At 73.7% G+C, this 17,026-nt stretch carries 15 protein-coding genes; 3 read left to right on the top strand and 12 right to left on the bottom strand.

Annotated elements, in window-relative coordinates; translation table 11 throughout:
* Window positions 1-173 precede the first annotated feature (173 nt).
* Complete coding sequence (locus ACF073_RS16220) at window positions 174-1,559, bottom strand: transcriptional regulator (RefSeq protein WP_392070381.1); 1,386 nt, start codon at window positions 1,557-1,559, stop codon at window positions 174-176.
* Window positions 1,560-1,817: 258 nt separating this feature from the next.
* Here ACF073_RS16220 and ACF073_RS16215 point away from each other — a divergent pair, with 258 nt between their 5' ends.
* Entirely contained in the window at window positions 1,818-2,483 is a 666-nt protein-coding gene (locus tag ACF073_RS16215) for a bifunctional DNA primase/polymerase (protein WP_392070379.1), read from the top strand.
* Between the two features lie 75 nt (window positions 2,484-2,558).
* Here the strand turns inward: ACF073_RS16215 and ACF073_RS16210 are convergent, their stop codons facing one another.
* Together ACF073_RS16210 and ACF073_RS16205 are read right to left on the bottom strand one after the other, a co-directional pair.
* Window positions 2,559-3,458 carry an alpha/beta fold hydrolase gene (locus ACF073_RS16210; RefSeq protein WP_392070377.1) on the bottom strand — a complete coding sequence of 300 codons (900 nt, stop codon included), beginning with the start codon at window positions 3,456-3,458 and terminating at the stop codon, window positions 2,559-2,561.
* Window positions 3,459-3,728: 270 nt separating this feature from the next.
* The gene (locus ACF073_RS16205; RefSeq protein WP_093475752.1) at window positions 3,729-4,421 is read right to left on the bottom strand and encodes a metal-dependent transcriptional regulator; all 693 of its coding nucleotides are present in this window, start codon (window positions 4,419-4,421) and stop codon (window positions 3,729-3,731) included.
* A gap of 192 nt (window positions 4,422-4,613) precedes the next feature.
* On the opposite strand from ACF073_RS16205, the gene ACF073_RS16200 reads away from it, so the two are divergent.
* Complete coding sequence (locus tag ACF073_RS16200; protein ID WP_392070374.1) at window positions 4,614-5,369, top strand: SIS domain-containing protein; 756 nt, start codon at window positions 4,614-4,616, stop codon at window positions 5,367-5,369.
* Here ACF073_RS16200 and ACF073_RS16195 read toward each other — a convergent pair.
* The 3 genes from ACF073_RS16195 to pdxH all read right to left on the bottom strand — a co-directional run bounded on the left by ACF073_RS16195 (window position 5,357) and on the right by pdxH (window position 8,384).
* Window positions 5,357-6,796, bottom strand: a complete 1,440-nt coding sequence (locus ACF073_RS16195) for a PAS domain-containing protein (RefSeq protein WP_392070372.1) — start codon at window positions 6,794-6,796, stop codon at window positions 5,357-5,359. The genes ACF073_RS16200 and ACF073_RS16195 overlap by 13 nt on opposite strands.
* A gap of 113 nt (window positions 6,797-6,909) precedes the next feature.
* Window positions 6,910-7,368, bottom strand: coding sequence for a GNAT family N-acetyltransferase (locus tag ACF073_RS16190; protein ID WP_392070370.1), 459 nt, complete (start codon window positions 7,366-7,368; stop codon window positions 6,910-6,912).
* A gap of 329 nt (window positions 7,369-7,697) precedes the next feature.
* Window positions 7,698-8,384, bottom strand: a complete 687-nt coding sequence (gene pdxH, locus ACF073_RS16185; protein WP_392070368.1) for a pyridoxamine 5'-phosphate oxidase — start codon at window positions 8,382-8,384, stop codon at window positions 7,698-7,700.
* 177 nt (window positions 8,385-8,561) lie between these two features.
* Here pdxH and ACF073_RS16180 point away from each other — a divergent pair, with 177 nt between their 5' ends.
* Window positions 8,562-9,662 carry a citrate synthase 2 gene (locus tag ACF073_RS16180; protein ID WP_392070366.1) on the top strand — a complete coding sequence of 367 codons (1,101 nt, stop codon included), beginning with the start codon at window positions 8,562-8,564 and terminating at the stop codon, window positions 9,660-9,662.
* 61 nt (window positions 9,663-9,723) lie between these two features.
* Here the strand turns inward: ACF073_RS16180 and ACF073_RS16175 are convergent, their stop codons facing one another.
* From ACF073_RS16175 to ACF073_RS16150, 6 genes are all read right to left on the bottom strand, one after another.
* Window positions 9,724-10,758 (bottom strand): isopenicillin N synthase family dioxygenase, encoded by a 1,035-nt coding sequence (locus ACF073_RS16175; RefSeq protein WP_392070364.1) that lies wholly within the window; start codon window positions 10,756-10,758, stop codon window positions 9,724-9,726.
* Window positions 10,759-10,987: 229 nt separating this feature from the next.
* A complete protein-coding gene (locus ACF073_RS16170) occupies window positions 10,988-11,623 on the bottom strand; it encodes a TetR/AcrR family transcriptional regulator (protein WP_392070362.1) in 636 nt (211 codons plus the stop codon).
* Window positions 11,624-11,627: 4 nt separating this feature from the next.
* Window positions 11,628-12,365 (bottom strand): enoyl-CoA hydratase family protein, encoded by a 738-nt coding sequence (locus ACF073_RS16165; RefSeq protein WP_392070360.1) that lies wholly within the window; start codon window positions 12,363-12,365, stop codon window positions 11,628-11,630.
* Window positions 12,362-13,930, bottom strand: a complete 1,569-nt coding sequence (locus ACF073_RS16160) for a 4-coumarate--CoA ligase family protein (RefSeq protein ID WP_392070358.1) — start codon at window positions 13,928-13,930, stop codon at window positions 12,362-12,364. The genes ACF073_RS16165 and ACF073_RS16160 overlap by 4 nt, the downstream gene beginning before the upstream one ends.
* Window positions 13,931-13,953: 23 nt before the next feature.
* Window positions 13,954-15,114, bottom strand: a complete 1,161-nt coding sequence (locus ACF073_RS16155) for an acyl-CoA dehydrogenase family protein (RefSeq protein WP_392070355.1) — start codon at window positions 15,112-15,114, stop codon at window positions 13,954-13,956.
* A 53-nt stretch (window positions 15,115-15,167) separates the two neighbouring features.
* Entirely contained in the window at window positions 15,168-17,021 is a 1,854-nt protein-coding gene (locus ACF073_RS16150; RefSeq protein WP_392070353.1) for a biotin carboxylase N-terminal domain-containing protein, read from the bottom strand.
* Between the last annotated feature and the right edge of the window lie 5 nt (window positions 17,022-17,026).

Below are 17,026 nucleotides of genomic sequence, written 5' to 3'. Positions count from 1 at the left end.
GAATCGTCGGCTCACGCTACCGGGTACCCCGAGCCGCGTGCCACGCAGCTCAGAACGCGACCTCCCTTCCTGTGACAGCGGTAACAAAACCGTGCCGCGATGCGCTGTTCCCGGCACCCGGCGCACGCCCGGGTGCCGTTCCCCGCGCGTTCACGGGCGCGCGGGGACGGTGTTCACGCGGCCTGCTGGAGATCGAGGCGTGCCCCGAACTCCCTTACCACCGCTTCGTCCCGGAAAGGCGCCAGGCGCTGCTGGAGGTCCTCCAGGTACTCGGCGCCCCGGTTGGAGCGGAGCGTCTCCAGCAACTCCACCGCCTTCAGGCCGGAGTTGCAGGCCTGTTCGATCTCGCGCTGCTGCACCTGGGCCGTGGCGAGCAGCACATAGCCGATGGCACGCCGGCGGGCCCGGGACCTGGCGTGCCCGGCCAGCGCCTGCTCGGCGTAGCGCGCCGCCTGCTCGGGCTGTCCGAGGTCGCGGTGGCAGTGCGCCAACTCGTCGGCCAGATAGGCCTCGTCGAAGTGCGCGATCCACACCGGGTCGGATCCGGAGGAGCCGTCCGCCCGTTCCATCGCCTCGACCGCCCGCCCGCCGGCCGCCTGGGCCGCGCGTACGTCGCCGAGCAGGGCGTGCCCGCGCGCCTCGGCCGCGTGGAACATCGCCTCCGCGCGCGGGGTCACCTGCCCGCGCGCCCCCTCCTGCGCCGCCCGCGCCAACTGGGCGATCTCGCGCGGGTTTCCGAGTTGCGCGGCGAGGTGGCTCATGGAGGCGGCGAGGACGTACCCGCCGTATCCGCGGTCCCCGGCGGCCTGCGCGAGCCGGAGCGACTGGATGTAGTACCGCTGGGCGAGGCCCGGCTGGCCGGTGTCCACGGCCATGTAGCCGGCCAGCTCGGTCAGCCGGGCGACGGCGGCGAAGAGCTCCCGGCCGACCGCCTCCCGGTACGAGCCCGCCAGCAGCCCGGAGACGACGCTGTTGAGGTAGTGCACGACGACCGGGCGCACATGCCCGCTGCCGTACTGGTGGTCGAGGTCCACCAGCGCCTGGGTCATGGACCGTACGGCGGCCACGTCGGCCTGGCCCACGCGCGGGCCCGCCTGCCGGGCGACCTGGGAGTCCGGCGCCGAGATCAGCCAGTCGCGGCTGGGCTCGACCAGCGCGGACGCGGCGACGGAGGAGCCGGACAGGAAGTCCCGTCGGCCCACGTCGCTGCGCCACAGCTCGCAGACCTGCTCGATGGCGCCCAGGACCGTCGGCGAGAACTGGAGGCCGACCCCCGAGGCCAGGTTCTTGCCGTTGGCCATGCCGATCTCGTCGATCGTGACCGTACGGCCCAGCTTGCGCCCGAGCGCCTCGGCAATGATCGCCGGGGCCCGGCCCCGGGGCTGCTGCCCCCGCAGCCAGCGGGCCACGGACGTCTTGTCGTAGCGCAGGTCGAGGCCGTGCTCGGCCCCGCACATGTTGACCCGCCGGGCCAGCCCGGCGTTCGAGCACCCCGCTTCCTGGATGAGTGCCTGCAGCCGTTCGTTCGGCTGCCTCGCCACGAGAGGCCTTGCGGCCATGAGTTACCCCCTGCGAACCCCTGGAGCGTGACCGTTCGCGAAGATCACTGCCCAGCTGACATACCGTCAATGCGTGACATGTGCGGTTTGCCGGGGTAAAGGCTGATGCCACCCCCCCTCCTGCTTACCCACCCCACGCTCCGCTTCCTCCCGCGCGCCCCCGGACGTGCTCCCGTGCGCCCCGACTGCGGAATCGATGCCCCTCCCCCGCGCGCGCTACAGCCGTAACTCCCGGTGGGCCCGGGAGTTGAGTGACACGTGGAAGAGACGATCGCGGGCGCCCAGGACACTCAGATTGCCGGTCATATTCCGCAGCAGCGCGGGGAATCGCTGCTGGAGACCGCCGTACGCTACGCCGAGGAGCGGCACTGGGACGTGTTCCCGGGCACCTGGCTGGAAGCCGTCGACGGGATGCAGCGCTGCTCGTGCGGCGACGTCTCCTGCCCTGCGCCGGGTGCGCACCCCGCGCGCCCCGACTGGGCGACCCAGGCGACCGGCAGCGCGACCGTCGCGCGCCGGATGTGGCAGAAGCAGCCGACGGCGTCGATCCTGCTGCCGACGGGGCGCACGTTCGACGCGCTGTGCGTCCCGGAGAGCTCGGGGTTCCTGGCGCTGGCCCGGATGGAGCGGATGCGGCTGACGCTCGGTCCCGTCACGCTGGCGCCGGACCGGCGGATGCAGTTCTTCGTGCTGCCGGGGGCCCTGGCGAAGGTGCCCGAGCTGGTGCGCAAGCTCGGCTGGTCGCTGTCGTCGCTGGATCTGGTGACGCTGGGCGAGGGCGCGTTCGTGGCGGCGCCGCCGACGCGGTTCGGGTCCCGGGGGGCGGTGCAGTGGGCCTGCCGGCCGACCCCGGCGAACCGGTGGCTGCCGGACGCGGAGGAGCTGATCTCGCCGCTGGCCTATGCGTGCGGGAGGGATCGGTAGCCGTTCGCCCGCGCGACCGGTCACGAACGGCCCGCACCCGCCGGCGAGAGGCCGGCCCGGTGGACGAAGCGGCGCTCAGCCCCCGGTCAGCGCATCCAGGAACGGCGAGACGGCCGCCCGCCAAGCCGCCGGCCGGTCGTAGTGGGCGAGGTGGCCGGCGTCGGGGACTTCGGCGTAGACGCCGTACGGCAACACGCGGACCATCTCCTGGGCCTCGGCGCGGCCCAGCTCGCCGTCGAGGCCACGGACGACCAGCGTGGGGCACCGCACCTGGGCCAGTTCCTCCCAGTGCGCGTCGTAGACCCACGTCTCACGGGAGCTGAGCATCTGCTCCGGCTCGAAGACGGGCCGCCAGCCGTCCTCGCACTCGTGCATCACCTCGGCGTAGAACGCGCCGCGCGCCGGGCTGGGCCGCTCCACCCAGGGGTCGTGCTCGCCGAACCACGTGCGGACGTCGGCGAGGCTGGCGAACGGGACGGGCCAGGCGCGGAACCAGTCGGTCCACTCGCGCTGCGAGGCCGCGCCGAGCGCCGAGGCCCGCATGTCGCAGATGATCAGGCCGCGCACCAGGTCGGGGCGCTTGGCGGCGAGCTGCCAGGCGGTCAGCGCGCCCATGGCGTGGCCGATGAGAAGAACGGGGGCGAGGCCGAGCTGTTCTACGGCGGCCTCGGCGTCCTCGACGTAGGCCTCGCGGGTGTACGCGGACCGTGCGGGCTTGTCGCTCTGGCCGTGGCCCCGCTGGTCGAGCGCCACGGCACGGTGGCGGCCGGCGAGCCAGCGGGCGGTGGCCGCCCAGTGGGAGGCGCGGCCCATCAGGCCGTGGAGTAACAGCACCCCCGGAGCACCCGGCTCCGCGACGCCGGCCCGGCGCGCTCCCGGAGAGGCCGGCTCGGCGTCCGGCTTCGGCGGGTCGGCGAATTCCCAGGCGGCCAGGCGCACCCCGCCCGTTCCCGTCACATCGATACGCCGTGCCATCGGTCTGGCCCCCCAGCTCCGCCTGCCTCGTCGTTCAGCCGGCTCAGGCTATCGAATGCCCATTCGAAAATTCTGTCTCTGCGGACAACACCCCTCATTCGAGTGACACCTCTCAAGGAATGATCACCGCACCCGAGGGGATCTCTTCTTGCGGGAGGCGGACCGCTCGGGGAAAAACGGTCCGAGGGGATGACCCTGAGAGCTCGGGGCTCCGGGTCAGCAAGGGGAGGACAGGCCCCGGCGCCGCAAGGCGCCGGGGCCTCCACCGTGTCAGCGCTTGGCGACGAACACGTGGGAGGCGACGTCCGCCTCCAGCTCGGCGGCCTCGCCGCCGCTGCCCACCAGCACACCGCCGGCCGACTCCGTCACGCTCACCACCGAGCCGGGCTGCACGCCCGCCCGCCGCAGCGTGTACATCAGCTGCGCGTCCGTCTGGATCGGCTCGCCGATCCGGCGGACCACGACCGTCTTGCCGTCCGTGCCCGGATCCAGGTCGGCCAGCGAGACCATCCCCTCGTCCAGGAACGGGTCCGCGCCGTCCTTCTCGCCCAGCTCCTCAAGGCCCGGGATGGGGTTGCCGTACGGCGACTCGGTGGGGTGCCGCAGCAGCTCAAGCACGCGCCGCTCGACGGCCTCGCTCATCACGTGCTCCCAGCGGCACGCCTCCGCGTGCACCTGCTCCCACTCCAGCCCGATCACGTCGACGAGCAGGCACTCGGCCAGGCGGTGCTTGCGCATCACGCGCGTCGCCAGCCGGCGTCCCTCGTCCGTCAGTTCCAGGTGCCTGTCACTGGCCACGGCCACCAGGCCGTCGCGCTCCATGCGTGCCACTGTCTGGCTCACCGTCGGCCCACTCTGGTCCAGCCGCTCCGCGATGCGGGCGCGCATGGGGACGACGCCTTCCTCTTCGAGCTCGAGGATGGTGCGGAGATACATCTCCGTGGTGTCGATCAGTCCGGACATACGTGCCCCTCGATTACCTCGGCCGGCAGCCCGGCGCGTGCGCTGGCCCTGCAACCAATTCTGCCGGATCCCACTGACAAGCGGGCGATACCCGGGAAACGGGGGCCGCCACTGGATCTTCGGCCGTATTGACACCGCGCTGGTCCAGACCGCACGGTGATCCGCGACACAGACGCTGCGAAGGGGCAACGCATGAGCGACGGCACGCCTGCCGACCTGTTCTTCGACGCCGCCATCGGCCTGCTGCAACGGGTCCGTGACGAGGAGGCCGCGAGCATCACGGCGGCCGGCGCCCTGCTCGCCGACACCGTCGCCGCCGGCGGCCGGCTGTTCGCCTTCGGCGCCGGGCACTCCTCGCTGGCCGCCCAGGACGTCGTCTACCGCGCGGGCGGCCTGGCCCTGATGAACCTGCTCGCCGTCCCCGGTGTCGTCGGCGTCGACGTCACCCCGGCCACCCTCGGCTCCGCCCTCGAACGGGTCGACGGGCTCGCCGGCGCCGTCCTGGACACCTCCCCGGTCCGCGCCGGCGACGCCCTCGTGATCATCTCCCTCTCCGGCCGCAACGCGCTGCCCGTGGAGATGGCCCTCAACGCCCGCGCCCTCGGGCTGCGGGTCATCGGCGTGACCTCGGTGGCGTACGCGGCGGAGACGAAGTCCCGGCACGCCTCCGGCACCTTCCTCAAGGACCACTGCGACATCGTGCTGGACTCGAAGATCGCCGTCGGCGACGCGGAACTCACCCTGGACACCATCCCGGCGCCCTTCGCCCCCGCCTCCACGGTCGTCACCTCCGCCCTGATGCAGGCCGTCATGGCGACCGCCGCCGCCGACCTCGCCGACCGCGGCATCGAGCCGCCGCTGCTGCGCTCGGGCAACGTCGACGGCGGGCACGAGTGGAACGGCCGGGTGATGACCGAGTACGGCGACCGGATCTTCTACCGGCGCTGACCCGGGCGGTCCCCGGGAGGGGCCTGGGGAGGCTCCCCGGGCCGCTCCCGCACCGCCTCGGCCAGGTCGAGGGCCGCCGCGATCCGTACCGCCACGTCCTCCGCGTAGGCCGAGTCGGAGCGCTCGAAGCGGCTGCGTCCCGCGCCGCGCAGGAAGGTCACCACGCCCAGCGTCCGGCCCCGGCTGCGCAGCACCGCGCACAACGCGTGCACCACGTCACCGGGCCACTGCCGCTCCAGCGCCCACTCCCGGGCCCGCTCGGCCGGGACCGACCCCGCGTCCGCGCGCACGGCTCCGGCCCGCTGCACGCACTGGAGCGCCGGATGCCCCTCCTCGTAGCGCACCGGCAGTCCGGCCGCGCCCGTGAGCAGGCTCGGACCCGGTGTCCCGGCGGGCGTGGCGGCCAGCCGGACCAGCCGGACCTGGTCCGCGTCGCCGTCCGCGCGCGGGGCGCCCGCCACGCGGTCGACCAGGGCGTGGTCGGCGAAGCCCGCGAGCGCGAAGTCCAGGTGGACGGTGGCCGCCTCGGCGGGGTTCTCGCACTCGGCGGCGGCCCGTGCCGCCCGGTGCAGCTGGTTCGTCCGGAACCGCAGCAGGGCCGCCTCCTGCTCGCCCTGCTTGGCCTCGGTGACGTCCTGGAACAGCCAGCCGACGCCGAGCGGCACCGGCTCCTCCGCGAGCGGCGAGGCCAGCCGCACGAACCCGCTCCGCCAGCAGCGCCGCTTCTCGCCCTCCGGTGTCCGCAGGGCCACCCACATCTCGGCGGGCGCGGGCGGCGCCCCCTCGGCCAGCACATGCGTCAGCGCGGCCTCCAGCTCCTCCGCGCCCTGCCCGAGCAGTTCGCCCAGCGGCCGGCCCAGTACGGACGTCCGCCCGACGCCCAGCGCCCGGGCCGCGTGCGCGTTCACCACGGCGGGGCGCAGATCGGCGTCGACCAGGACGACGCCCCAGGCGGCGTCCTCGAACAGCGCCTCGCTCAGCGCGATCGACCGCTCCAGGTCGATCTGCGCGTGCACCTCGCTGAACGCGCAGTACACCCCGGCGGGCTTGCCCTCGGGACCGCGTACGGCGGCCGACTGGGTGCGTACGAGCACCCGGCCGCCGTCCTTGGTGACCAGCGCGAACTCGTGCACCTGGCGCCCCGGCGCGTGCATCGCCGACATCAGCCGGGCCTGCACCTCCTCGGCGTCGGCGCTGCGCACCGCCCACCCGGCGAACCCGTGCCGTCCGACGGCCTCGGCGGCCGTCCACCCGAGGATCCGCTCGGCCTCCCGGTTCCAGTGCGTCACCACCCCGTCGGCGTCGAAGGCGCACAGGGCGGCGTCCATGCCGTCGAGCAGCGCGGCGAGCAGATCGGAGCCGCCGGGCTCGCCGGGCTCGTCCGGCCCCAGCTCGTCAGTGGTCCCACTCCGCCGCGAAGCACTCACCTGGACCCCCTGGTAGCCGCGTCCGCGCACGCACGGCGCTCGGTTCGCTCACTGGCCTTCATTCAACTGGAACGTGACGCAGCCCACACCCTGTTCCCGCAAGATTCCGGGAATCAGTCCCGGCCCCTGTCCGAGGAGAGCCGCAGGTCCACCCACTCGTCGCGTTCTCCCTCCAGGACATACCGCTCGACCTCGGCGAACCCGTGCCGCCCGGCGAACCGGAGCCCGTCCTCGTTGGCCGCCAGCACACACGTCTCGATCACCCCGGCGCCCAGCACGCGCGCCCGGGCGAGCGCCTGCTCGTAGATCGCCGTGCCGAAACCCCGCCGCCGGAACTCGGGCAGCACGCGCGCGATGACGGTCGCCACCCCGCCCTCCCCGGCCGGCGGGCGCACGGTGGAGCAGCCGACCAGCACCTCGCCGAGGTACGCGTTCGCCAGCCGGTTGCGCCCCAGCCGCTCCCGGGCCCGCGCGAGGGACATGGCGGCGGGCGGCACGACCGCGTTGTGCACGTGCCGCCACTGGGCGAGCATCTCGTCGCCGACGACGAGCGCTGTTCGAAGATCAGTCACGCAGGTACCTCTACCAGCCATGACGTCCGGCTGTTCGGAGAATCCGGCAGGTACCGCGAGCGGCTCCGAAAAACAGTTGAACCCCGCCCGGCCGCTTCCTAGGCTGTGTCCCACGTACGAAAGGAGGTGATCGGGTACATGAGTGAAACCCGGACGCGCGAGGTGGCTGCGGGCTAGCGGCCCGCCACCACACACAGTGCGGTGCCGGACCAGCGTGTGCGAGACGCACGCGGCCGGCCTAATCCATCGCAGTCACCCGACCCGCGGGCTGCCGGTACGTCCGGCCGGCTCCTCTCCGGAGGAACCCAGCCCGCGGGTCGTCTGCGTCTTCAGGGGCTGAGGCGCTCGACCTTCCAGGTGCCGTTCGGCCGGGTGACGTAGCGCAGCCGGTCGTGCAGGCGGTTGGTGCGGCCCTGCCAGAACTCGATCGTCTCGGGCGCGACGCGGAAGCCGCCCCAGTGCGGCGGGACCGGGACCTGCTCGTCCTCGGGGTAGCGGGTCTCCAGCGCGGCGTAGGCCGTGTCCAGTTCGGCGCGCGAGGCGATCACCGTGGACTGGGCGCTCGCCCAGGCGCCCAGCCGGGAGCCGTGCGGGCGGGTGCGGAAGTAGGCGGCGGTCTCCTCGCGTCCGGTGCGCCGGGCGGTGCCGGTGACGATGACCTGGCGGGCCAGCGGGTGCCAGGGGAAGAGCAGCGAGACGTGCGGGTTCTCCCCGAGGTCACGGGCCTTGCGGGAGCCGTAGTTGGTGTAGAAGACGAAGCCGTCGGTGTCGTACTGCTTCATCAGGACCGTGCGGGAGCTGGGGCGGCCCGCCGCGTCCGCCGTGGAGACGACCATCGCGTTGGGTTCGTACAGCGTGCCGTGCAGGGCCGCCCGGGCGGCGTCCTCGAACCAGCGGGCGAACTGGTCCATCGGGTGTGTGGCGAGGTCCTCCTCGGCCAGCCCGTCGGCCCGGTACTGCTTGCGCATGGCGGCGGGATCGAGGACGGGGTCCGGGAGCGGGTCGCGGTCGGTCACGCGGTCATCCTGCCGTATCGAACGGCTATGGCACTCAGTGTCGCGTGGTCTCCCCAACTATGGCACCGGGAGTTATCGTGCTGGTCCCCTCTGCGGTGGGGAAGACCACGGGTGACCACCGGTCGCGCGGGGCATCACCGGGGTGACCGCCGCCCACACATCACAAGGAGCCGCCTGATGTCCGATTTCGTACCCGGGCTCGAAGGGGTCGTCGCGTTCGAGACGGAGATCGCCGAACCCGACAAGGAGGGCGGCGCCCTGCGCTACCGGGGCGTCGACATCGAGGACCTGGTCGGGCACGTGTCGTTCGGGAACGTGTGGGGGCTGCTGGTCGACGGCGCCTTCAACCCCGGTCTGCCGCCCGCCGAGCCGTTCCCGATCCCGGTGCACTCCGGTGACATCCGGGTGGACGTGCAGTCGGCGCTCGCCATGCTCGCCCCCGTGTGGGGGCTGCGTCCGCTGCTCGACATCGACGAGCGGCAGGCGCGGGAGGACCTGGCGCGGGCCGCCGTCATGGCCCTGTCGTACGTCGCCCAGTCCGCGCGCGGACAGGGGCTGGCGATGGTGCCCCAGCGGGAGATCGACAAGGCCGGCTCGGTGGTGGAGCGGTTCATGATCCGCTGGCGCGGCGAGCCGGATCCCAAGCACGTGGCGGCCGTGGACGCCTACTGGACCTCCGCCGCCGAGCACGGGATGAACGCGTCGACCTTCACGGCCCGGGTCATCGCCTCCACCGGTGCGGATGTCGCCGCCGCGCTGTCCGGTGCGGTGGGCGCCATGTCCGGTCCGCTGCACGGCGGTGCGCCCTCGCGGGTGCTCGGCATGATCGAGGAGATCGAGCGCACGGGGGACGCGGAGGCGTACGTCCGCAACGCCCTGGACCGCGGTGAGCGGCTGATGGGGTTCGGGCACCGGGTGTACCGGGCCGAGGACCCGCGGGCGCGGGTGCTGCGGCGGACGGCGCGGGAGCTGGGCGCCCCGCGGTTCGAGGTGGCCGAGGCGCTGGAGAAGGCCGCGCTGGAGGAGCTGCACAACCGGCGGCCCGACCGGGTGCTCGCCACCAACGTGGAGTTCTGGGCCGCGATCATGCTGGACTTCGCCGAGGTGCCGGCGCACATGTTCACGTCGATGTTCACGTGTGCGCGGACCGCGGGGTGGTCGGCGCACATCCTGGAGCAGAAGCGGACGGGGCGGCTGGTGCGGCCGTCGGCGCGGTACGTGGGGCCGGGGACGCGGCGCCCCGAGGACATCGAGGGGTACGCGGACATCGCCCGCTGAGCGGCGGATCCAGGAGCGCGGGCGCCCGCCGGCCGGTGACGGCCCCGCGCCCCTGGCAAGTTCACGCCGCCGGCGTCAGCAGGCCGCCGTGGTGTCTGCGCGCCACCAGCGGGTGCGCCCTGAGCTTGCCCTTGAGCTCGTTGTAGCCGTACTCGGCGTACAGGGGGTTCGTCGGGTCGGCGGTGATGCCGGGGGCCCCGGCCGCGTGCGGGAAGGGGAGCGGGTCGATCCGCGCGTCGAGGCGCGGGTTGTAGAAGAACGGGACCGAGAAGCGCTCGGTGGCGCCGGGCGGGCTGACCACCCGGTGGTTGGTGGCCAGCAGGTAGCCGTTGGTGGCGACCTCCAGCAGTTCGCCGAGGTTGACGACGAAGGCGCCCTCGACGGGCGGTACGTCGTGGAAGCGGCCGTCCTCGCGCTGGACCTGGAGGCCGCCGACGGTGTCCTGCAGGAGCAGGGTAAGAAAGCCGTAGTCCTTGTGGGCGCCGACGCCCTGGCCGGTGCCGTCGGCCGCGCTGCCGGGGTAGCGGACCAGCTTGAGGTGCGGGTGGGCGTGGTCGCCGAAGACCGGGTCGTAGAAGTCGGCGGGGCCGCCGATGGCGGTCAGCAGCTCGCGCAGCAGGCGCTGGGCGACCGCGCTGAGCCTGTCGATCCAGGCGAGGGCGGCCGTGCGCAGGCCGGGGAGGGCGGCCGGCCACTGGTTGGGGCCCTGCAGCCACCAGTACGGGGGCTCGCCGGGGCCGGGGATCCGGGCGGGGCGTTCGGCGCCTATGTCGAGCTGGTCGCGCCAGTCGCGGGCGCCCGCGGTGCGCTCGTCGCCGGTGCGGGTGTAGCCGCGGAAGTGCGGGGAGCCCATATTGTCCAGGGCGAGCCGGTCGGCCTCGGGGAGGGCGAAGAAGGCGCGCATCGCGGTGACCAGGGCGTCGGTGTCGGCCGGGGTCACGCCGTGGCCGACGAGCTGGAAGAAGCCCACGCCGTGCGCGGCGTCGTGCAGCCGGGTGTGGAACAGGGCCCGCTCCTCGGGTCCGCGGTCGGCGGCCGACAGGTCGATGACCGGGAGCTGGGCGTACGACGGGGTCGTCGTGGTGTGCGTCGTCATGGTGCGTCCGCGGGGTGTACGGGGCACGGGCAGGCCGCCGAGGGTGTGGACGGCCCCCGGGTGCCGGAAAAGGGTGAGGAAGAGAACCGTGAGAACGGTGACGGGGGGCTGGCTCAGGCGGAGAAGCGCCGACAGCCCATGCTCGTGACGCGCACGTAGTCCACGTGGCGTCGGCGAACGAGCATCGGAAGCATGGGCCCAAGGGTAACGCGCCCTCGCGGTTGCTCCCTCAGCCCAGTGCGTCCTCCAGCAGGACCGCCCACTGGGCGACGACGCGGGCGCGGCGGGCGGTGTCGTCGGTGAGGAGGTTGGCGAGGCCGAGGCCGCGGGCCATGTCCAGGAGGCCCTGGACGGTTTCGCGCACGCCGGGGCGGGACTCGTCGGCGCCGAGCAGCTCGACGGCGATGCGGTGGGTCTCGCGGCCGACGCGGGCCTCCAGCTCGGTCACGCGCGGGCGCAGCTGGTCCTCGTTGGAGGCGGCGGCCCACAGGTGCAGGGCGGCCCGGAAGAGGGGGCCCGTGTAGAGGTCGACGACGGCGGCGACGACGGCCCTGCGGTCGGCGGCGCCGTCCGGGAACAGGTCGCGCAGGGCGAGGGAGCGTTCCTCGGAGACGTACTCGACGGCCGCGGTGAAGAGGTCCTCCCGGGTCGGGAAGTGGTGCTGGGCGGCGCCCCGGGAGACGCCGGCCCGTTCGGCGACGACGGCGACCGTGGAGCCCGCCCAGCCGTGCTCGGCGAGGCAGGCCACGGCGGCTTCCAGGAGCCGCTGCCGGGTGGCCCGGCTGCGGTCCTGCTTGGGGCTGCGGTCCTGCTTGGGGCTGCGGTCCCGCTGGGGCGTGGCGCCGCGCTCCGCCGTCGTACTCATGTGGTCACACCACCCATGCCGCGTCCCGCTTCTCCAGGAAGGCCGTCATCCCCTCCCGGGCCCGGTCCGAGGAGAACAGCCGGGCCGAGAGCGCGGTCAGCTCCGCGGCTTCCCGGTCGAATGTCTCCAGCACCCTAGCCGTGAGCAGCCGTTTCGTCTCGGCCAGGGCTTCCGGGGCGGAGCGGCGCAGGCCGTCGAGGACGGGGGCGAGGGCCTCGTCGACGTCGTCCGCCGTCGCCGTCAGCAGGCCGAGGCGGACGGCCTCGGCGGGGTCGAAGCGTTCGCCGGTGAGGTAGTAGCGGGCCAGGGCGCGGGGGTCGGCGCGCGGGATCACCGGGAGGGAGATCACGGCGGGGGCGACGCCGATGCGCACCTCGGTGAAGGCGAAGGTGGCCGCGGTCGCGGCGGCGGTGATGTCGCAGGCGGCCAGCAGGCCGAGGCCGCCGGCGCGGACATGTCCGGTGACCCGGGCGACGACCGGCCTGGGCAGCTCCACGATCTGCCGGAGCAGGGCCACCAGGGCGTCCGGGTCGGGCGGGTCGCGCAGGTCGGCGCCGGCGCAGAAGGTGGTGCCGGTGTGGGTGAGGACGACGGCCCGTACGCCCGGGTCCTCGCCGCAGTCGGCGAGGGCGGCGGCGAGTTCGCCGACGAGCGCGGCCGACAGGGCGTTGCGGGTGCCGGCGGCGTCCAGGCTGAGGGTGGTGACGCCGCGCGTGTGCGCGCGTCCGACCAGGGGTGTCATGTCTGCTCCCTGAGCTCGCGGCGCAGGATCTTGCCGGAGGCGGCGCGGGGGACGGTGTCGACGAAGCTGATCCGGCGGACGCGTTTGTAGGGGGCGACGCGTTCGGCGACGTGCAGCAGGATGTCGTTCTCGGTGAGGTCGCCGGCTTCGGGGCGGCGGACGACGAAGGCGTGCGGGATCTCGTTGCCGTCCTCGTTGCGGGCGCCGACGACGGCGGCGTCGGCGATGCCGGGGTGGGTGAGCAGGAGGGCCTCCAGTTCGGCGGGGGCCACCTGGAAGCCCTTGTACTTGATGAGTTCCTTCACCCGGTCGACCACGAACAGCCAGCCGCCGGCGTCGACGTGTCCGACGTCCCCGGTGTGCAGCCAGCCGTCGGGGTCGATCATGGCGGCGGTGGCCTCGGGGCGGCCCAGGTAGCCCTTCATCACCTGGGGGCCGCGGATGAGGATCTCGCCGGTCTCGCCGGTGCCGAGGTCCGTGCCCGCGTCGTCCAGGGAGACGATCCGCATCTCGGTGCCGGCGATGAGCCTGCCGACGGTGCCGGCGGGGGCCTCGTGCAGCTGGTCGACGGGGACGACATGGGTGCCGGGGGACAGTTCCGTCATGCCGTACGCCTGGCCGATCGGGGGCAGGCCGAGGCGTTCGGCGCAGGCGAGGGCGAGTGCGGCGTCCAGCGGAGCGGCGGCGCTGATGACGTACCGCAGCGAGGCGAGGTCGTAGCGGCTGACCGCGGGGTGTTTGGCGAGGGCGAGGACGATCGGCGGGGCGACGTACAGGCCGGTGATGCGGTGCTTCTCGATGGCGGCGAGGAAGGTCCCCAGGTCGAAGCGGGGCAGCACGACGACGGTGGCGCCCTGGCGCAGGGGCGCGTTCATCAGGGCGGTGAGGCCGTAGATGTGGAAGAACGGCAGGACGGCGAGGATGCGGTCGCCGGGGCCGGTCGGGACGGCCGGTGTCAGCTGGGCGAGGTTGGTGGCGATCTGCCGGTGGGTGAGCATGACGCCCTTGGGGGTGCCGGTGGTGCCGGAGGAGTACGGCAGTACGGCGATGTCCTCGGCCGGGTCGAGGCCGGGCCGCGGCTCGGGTCCGCCGGCGGCGATCAGCTGGGCCAGCGAGCGGTGGCCCGTCGCGCTGTCGCAGACGAAGATCTCGTCGACGCCGCCCGCGAGTTCGGCGGCCCGGCGGGCGGTCTGGAGCAGCGGGGAGACGGTGACGATCCAGCGGGCCGCGCTGTCGCCGAGCTGCTTGGCGAACTCCTCGGCGGTGGCGAGCGGGTGCACGGTGGTGACGGCGGCACCCGCGCGCGTGGCAGCGTAGAAGGCGGTCGGGAAGGCGATCGTGTTGGGGCTGTGCAGGGCGAGGACGTCGCCCTTGCGCAGGCCGGCGGCGGCGAGGGCGGCGGCGAGCCGCCGGTGGAACCGGTCCACCTGGTCGTACGTGAGCGTGGTGCCGTCCGTGCCGTCGATGAGAGCGGGCTGGTCGCCGAAGGCGGCGGCCCGGCCCAGGACGGCCTCGTGGATGGGGAGTTCTACGGGCGGGACGTCTGCGTACGCGCTGCGGAACACGGTTCCTCCTCGCACGGATGCGGTCAGTACGACTTGGGCAGGCCGAGGGACTGGTGGGAGACGTAGTTGAGAATCATCTCCCGGCTCACCGGGGCGATACGGGCCACGCGGGACGCCGTTATCAGCGAGGCGAGCCCGAATTCCCGGGTGAGCCCGTTGCCGCCGAGGGTGTGCACGGCCTGGTCGACGGCCTTCACACAGGCCTCGGCCGCCGCGTACTTGGCCATGTTGGCGGCCTCGCCCGCGCCGAGATCGTCGCCCGCGTCGTAGAGGTGGCCCGCCTTCTGCATCATCAGCCGGGCCAGCTCCAGGTCGATGTGGGCCTGCGCCAGGGGGTGGGCGATGGCCTGGTGGGCGCCGATGGGGGCCTTCCAGACCGTGCGGTCGCGGGCGTACCCGACGGCCTTGGCGAGGGCGTGGCGGCCCATGCCGATGGCGAACGCGGCGGTCATGATCCGCTCGGGGTTCAGCCCGGCGAACAGCTGGAGCAGCCCGGCGTCCTCGTCGCCGACCAGCGCGCCGGCGGGCAGCCGAACGTCGTCCAGGGTCAGCTCGAACTGCTTCTCGGCGGCGTTGAGTTCCATGTCGATGGCGCGCTTGTGGAAGCCCTCGGCGTCCGTGGGGACGATGAAGAGGCAGGGCTTGAGGGAGCCGGTGCGGGCGTCCTCGGTCCGGCCGACGATCAGGACGGCGTCGGCGATGTCGACACCGGAGATGAACACCTTGCGGCCGGTGAGGAGCCAGTCGGTGCCGTCCCGGCGGGCGGTGGTGGTGATGCGGTGGCTGTTGGAGCCGGCGTCGGGTTCGGTGATGCCGAAGGCCATGAGGCGGGTGCCGTCGGCGATGCCCGGCAGCCAGGTCCGCTTCTGCTCCTCGGTGCCGAAGCGGGCGATCACCGTGCCGCAGATGGCCGGGGACACCACGAGCATGAGGAGCGGGGAGCCCGCGGCGCCCAGCTCTTCGAGGACGATGGAGAGTTCGCTGATGCCGCCGCCTCCGCCGCCGTACGCCTCGGGCAGGTTGACGCCGAGGTAGCCGAGCTTGCCCGCCTCGGACCAGAGTTCGGCGGGGGGTTCGCCCGCGGCGACGGTCTGGACGAGATAGTCGCGGCCGTAGCGTTTGCCGAGGGCCGCCACAGCGGACCGCAGGGCCTTGTGCTCTTCGGATTCGATGAGGGTGGTCATGCGATTCCTCCGGGTGCGGGTCGTCTGGGGCTGGGCGCGCGGTTCCCGCGCCCCTAGGGTCGGCTGCTCTCGACCATCGCCAAGAGCGTGCCCATCTCCACTTGCTGTCCAGGGGTCACCGGGAGCGCCGTCAGCGTTCCCGCCGCCGGTGCCGTGATCCGGTGCTGCATCTTCATCGCCTCCAGCCAGATCAGCGGCTGGCCGGCCGCCACGGCGGCCCCCTCCGCGAGGCCCTCGGCGACGCGTACGACCGTGCCGGGCATCGGGGCCAGCAGGGAGCCGGGCGCGATCTGGGCCGTCGGGTCGGGGAAGCGGGGCAGGGCGGTGAGACGGGTGGCGCCCACGTGGACCTGGTCGCCGTAGCGGGCGACGTCGAAGCCGCGCCGCACGCCGTCCGCCTCGAGGACGACCCGGCGCGCGTCGGCGTGCACGACCCGGACCCCGTCGGCCGTGAGGCCCTCCCGGGTGTGCCGGTACGTGACCTCGTACTCCTCGCCGCCCATCGCGTACCGCTTGGCCTGGGGCCGCGAGGGGACGTTGCGCCAGCCGCCGAACCGGGAGCGGCCGTGCGCGTCGGCGAGGGCGGCGGCCAGCGGGGCGAGGGGGTCGGGGGCGGGTTCGGTGAGTGCGTCGAGGTGGCGGTCGTAGAAGCCGGTGTCCATCCGGCCGCTCGTGAACTCCTCGTGGCGCAGGGAGCGGACGAGCAGGTCGCGGTTGGTGGCCGGGCCGTGGAGCGCGGCGGACTCCAGCGCGCCGGCGAGTCTGCGCAGCGCCTCCGCGCGGGTGGGGGCGTGCGCGACGACCTTGGCGAGCATCGGGTCGTAGTGGACGCCGATGGTGTCGCCGTCGGCGTAGCCGGTGTCCAGGCGCACGCCGGGGGCCACGGCGATGCGGTGCAGGGTGCCGGTCTGCGGGGCCCAGCCCCGGGCGGGGTCCTCGGCGTACAGGCGGGCCTCGACCGCGTGGCCCCGCGCGGGCGGGGGCGCGGTCTCCAGGGCGCGGCCCTCGGCGATCCGGATCTGCTCCGCGACCAGGTCGAGCCCGAACACGGCCTCCGTGACGGGGTGTTCGACCTGGAGCCGGGTGTTCATCTCCAGGAAGTGGGCGCGGCCGTCGGCGACCAGGAACTCGACCGTGCCGGCGCCGACGTACGAGACGGCACGCGCGGCGCGCACGGACAGCGCGCGCAGCTCCTTGGCGAGTCCCTCGGTGAGGCCGGGGGCCGGGGCCTCCTCGATGACCTTCTGGTGGCGGCGCTGGAGGGAGCAGTCGCGGGTGCCGAGCGGCCAGACCGTGCCGTGGGTGTCGGCGAGGATCTGCACCTCCACATGGCGGCCGTGTTCGAGGTACGGCTCCACGAAGACCTCGCCGTCGCCGAAGGCGCTCGCGGCCTCGGCGCGCGCGCCCTCCAGCGCGTCCCGCAGCTCCGCGAGGCGGCGCACGATCCGCATGCCGCGCCCTCCGCCGCCGGCCGCCGCCTTCACCAGGACCGGCAGGTCGGCCTCGGTGACCTCGGCCGCTTCGAGGGGTGCGAGGCCCATCAGCCGCTTGGCGCGGGTCTTGGACGCCATGGCCTCGATGGCCTCGGGGGGCGGCCCGATCCAGATCAGTCCGGCGTCCGCGACCGCGCGGGCGAAGCCGGCGTTCTCGGAGAGGAAGCCGTAGCCCGGGTGCACGGCGTCGGCGCCGGCCGCGAGGGCCGCCTTCACGATCAGGTCGCCGCGCAGATAGGTCTCGGCGGGCGCCGCGCCCGGCAGCCGTACGGCCGTGCCGGCCACGCGCGCGTGCAGCGCGCCCGCGTCGGCGTCCGAGTGCACGGCGACCGTGCGGATGCCGAGGTCGGCGCAGGTGCGGAAGATGCGGCAGGCGATCTCGCCGCGGTTGGCGACGAGCACACTGGAGATCACGTGAT

The sequence above is a fragment of the Streptomyces sp. NPDC015171 genome (assembly GCF_043079545.1).
Lineage (GTDB): Bacteria > Actinomycetota > Actinomycetes > Streptomycetales > Streptomycetaceae > Streptomyces.
Note: the sequence above shows the minus strand (reverse complement) of the source record. Positions and strands in the feature narration are given on the sequence as shown.

What these genes read in the sequence shown, in the direction of transcription:
- ACF073_RS16220 (WP_392070381.1), bottom strand. Translation starts at nt 1,559, where the DNA reads ATGGCCGCAAGGCCTCTCGTGGCGAGGCAGCCGAACGAACGGCTGCAG.
- ACF073_RS16165 (WP_392070360.1), bottom strand. Translation starts at nt 12,365, where the DNA reads ATGACACCCCTGGTCGGACGCGCGCACACGCGCGGCGTCACCACCCTC.
- ACF073_RS16210 (WP_392070377.1), bottom strand. Translation starts at nt 3,458, where the DNA reads ATGGCACGGCGTATCGATGTGACGGGAACGGGCGGGGTGCGCCTGGCC.
- ACF073_RS16200 (WP_392070374.1), top strand. Translation starts at nt 4,614, where the DNA reads ATGAGCGACGGCACGCCTGCCGACCTGTTCTTCGACGCCGCCATCGGC.
- ACF073_RS16170 (WP_392070362.1), bottom strand. Translation starts at nt 11,623, where the DNA reads ATGAGTACGACGGCGGAGCGCGGCGCCACGCCCCAGCGGGACCGCAGC.
- ACF073_RS16175 (WP_392070364.1), bottom strand. Translation starts at nt 10,758, where the DNA reads ATGACGACGCACACCACGACGACCCCGTCGTACGCCCAGCTCCCGGTC.
- ACF073_RS16205 (WP_093475752.1), bottom strand. Translation starts at nt 4,421, where the DNA reads ATGTCCGGACTGATCGACACCACGGAGATGTATCTCCGCACCATCCTC.
- ACF073_RS16180 (WP_392070366.1), top strand. Translation starts at nt 8,562, where the DNA reads ATGTCCGATTTCGTACCCGGGCTCGAAGGGGTCGTCGCGTTCGAGACG.
- ACF073_RS16155 (WP_392070355.1), bottom strand. Translation starts at nt 15,114, where the DNA reads ATGACCACCCTCATCGAATCCGAAGAGCACAAGGCCCTGCGGTCCGCT.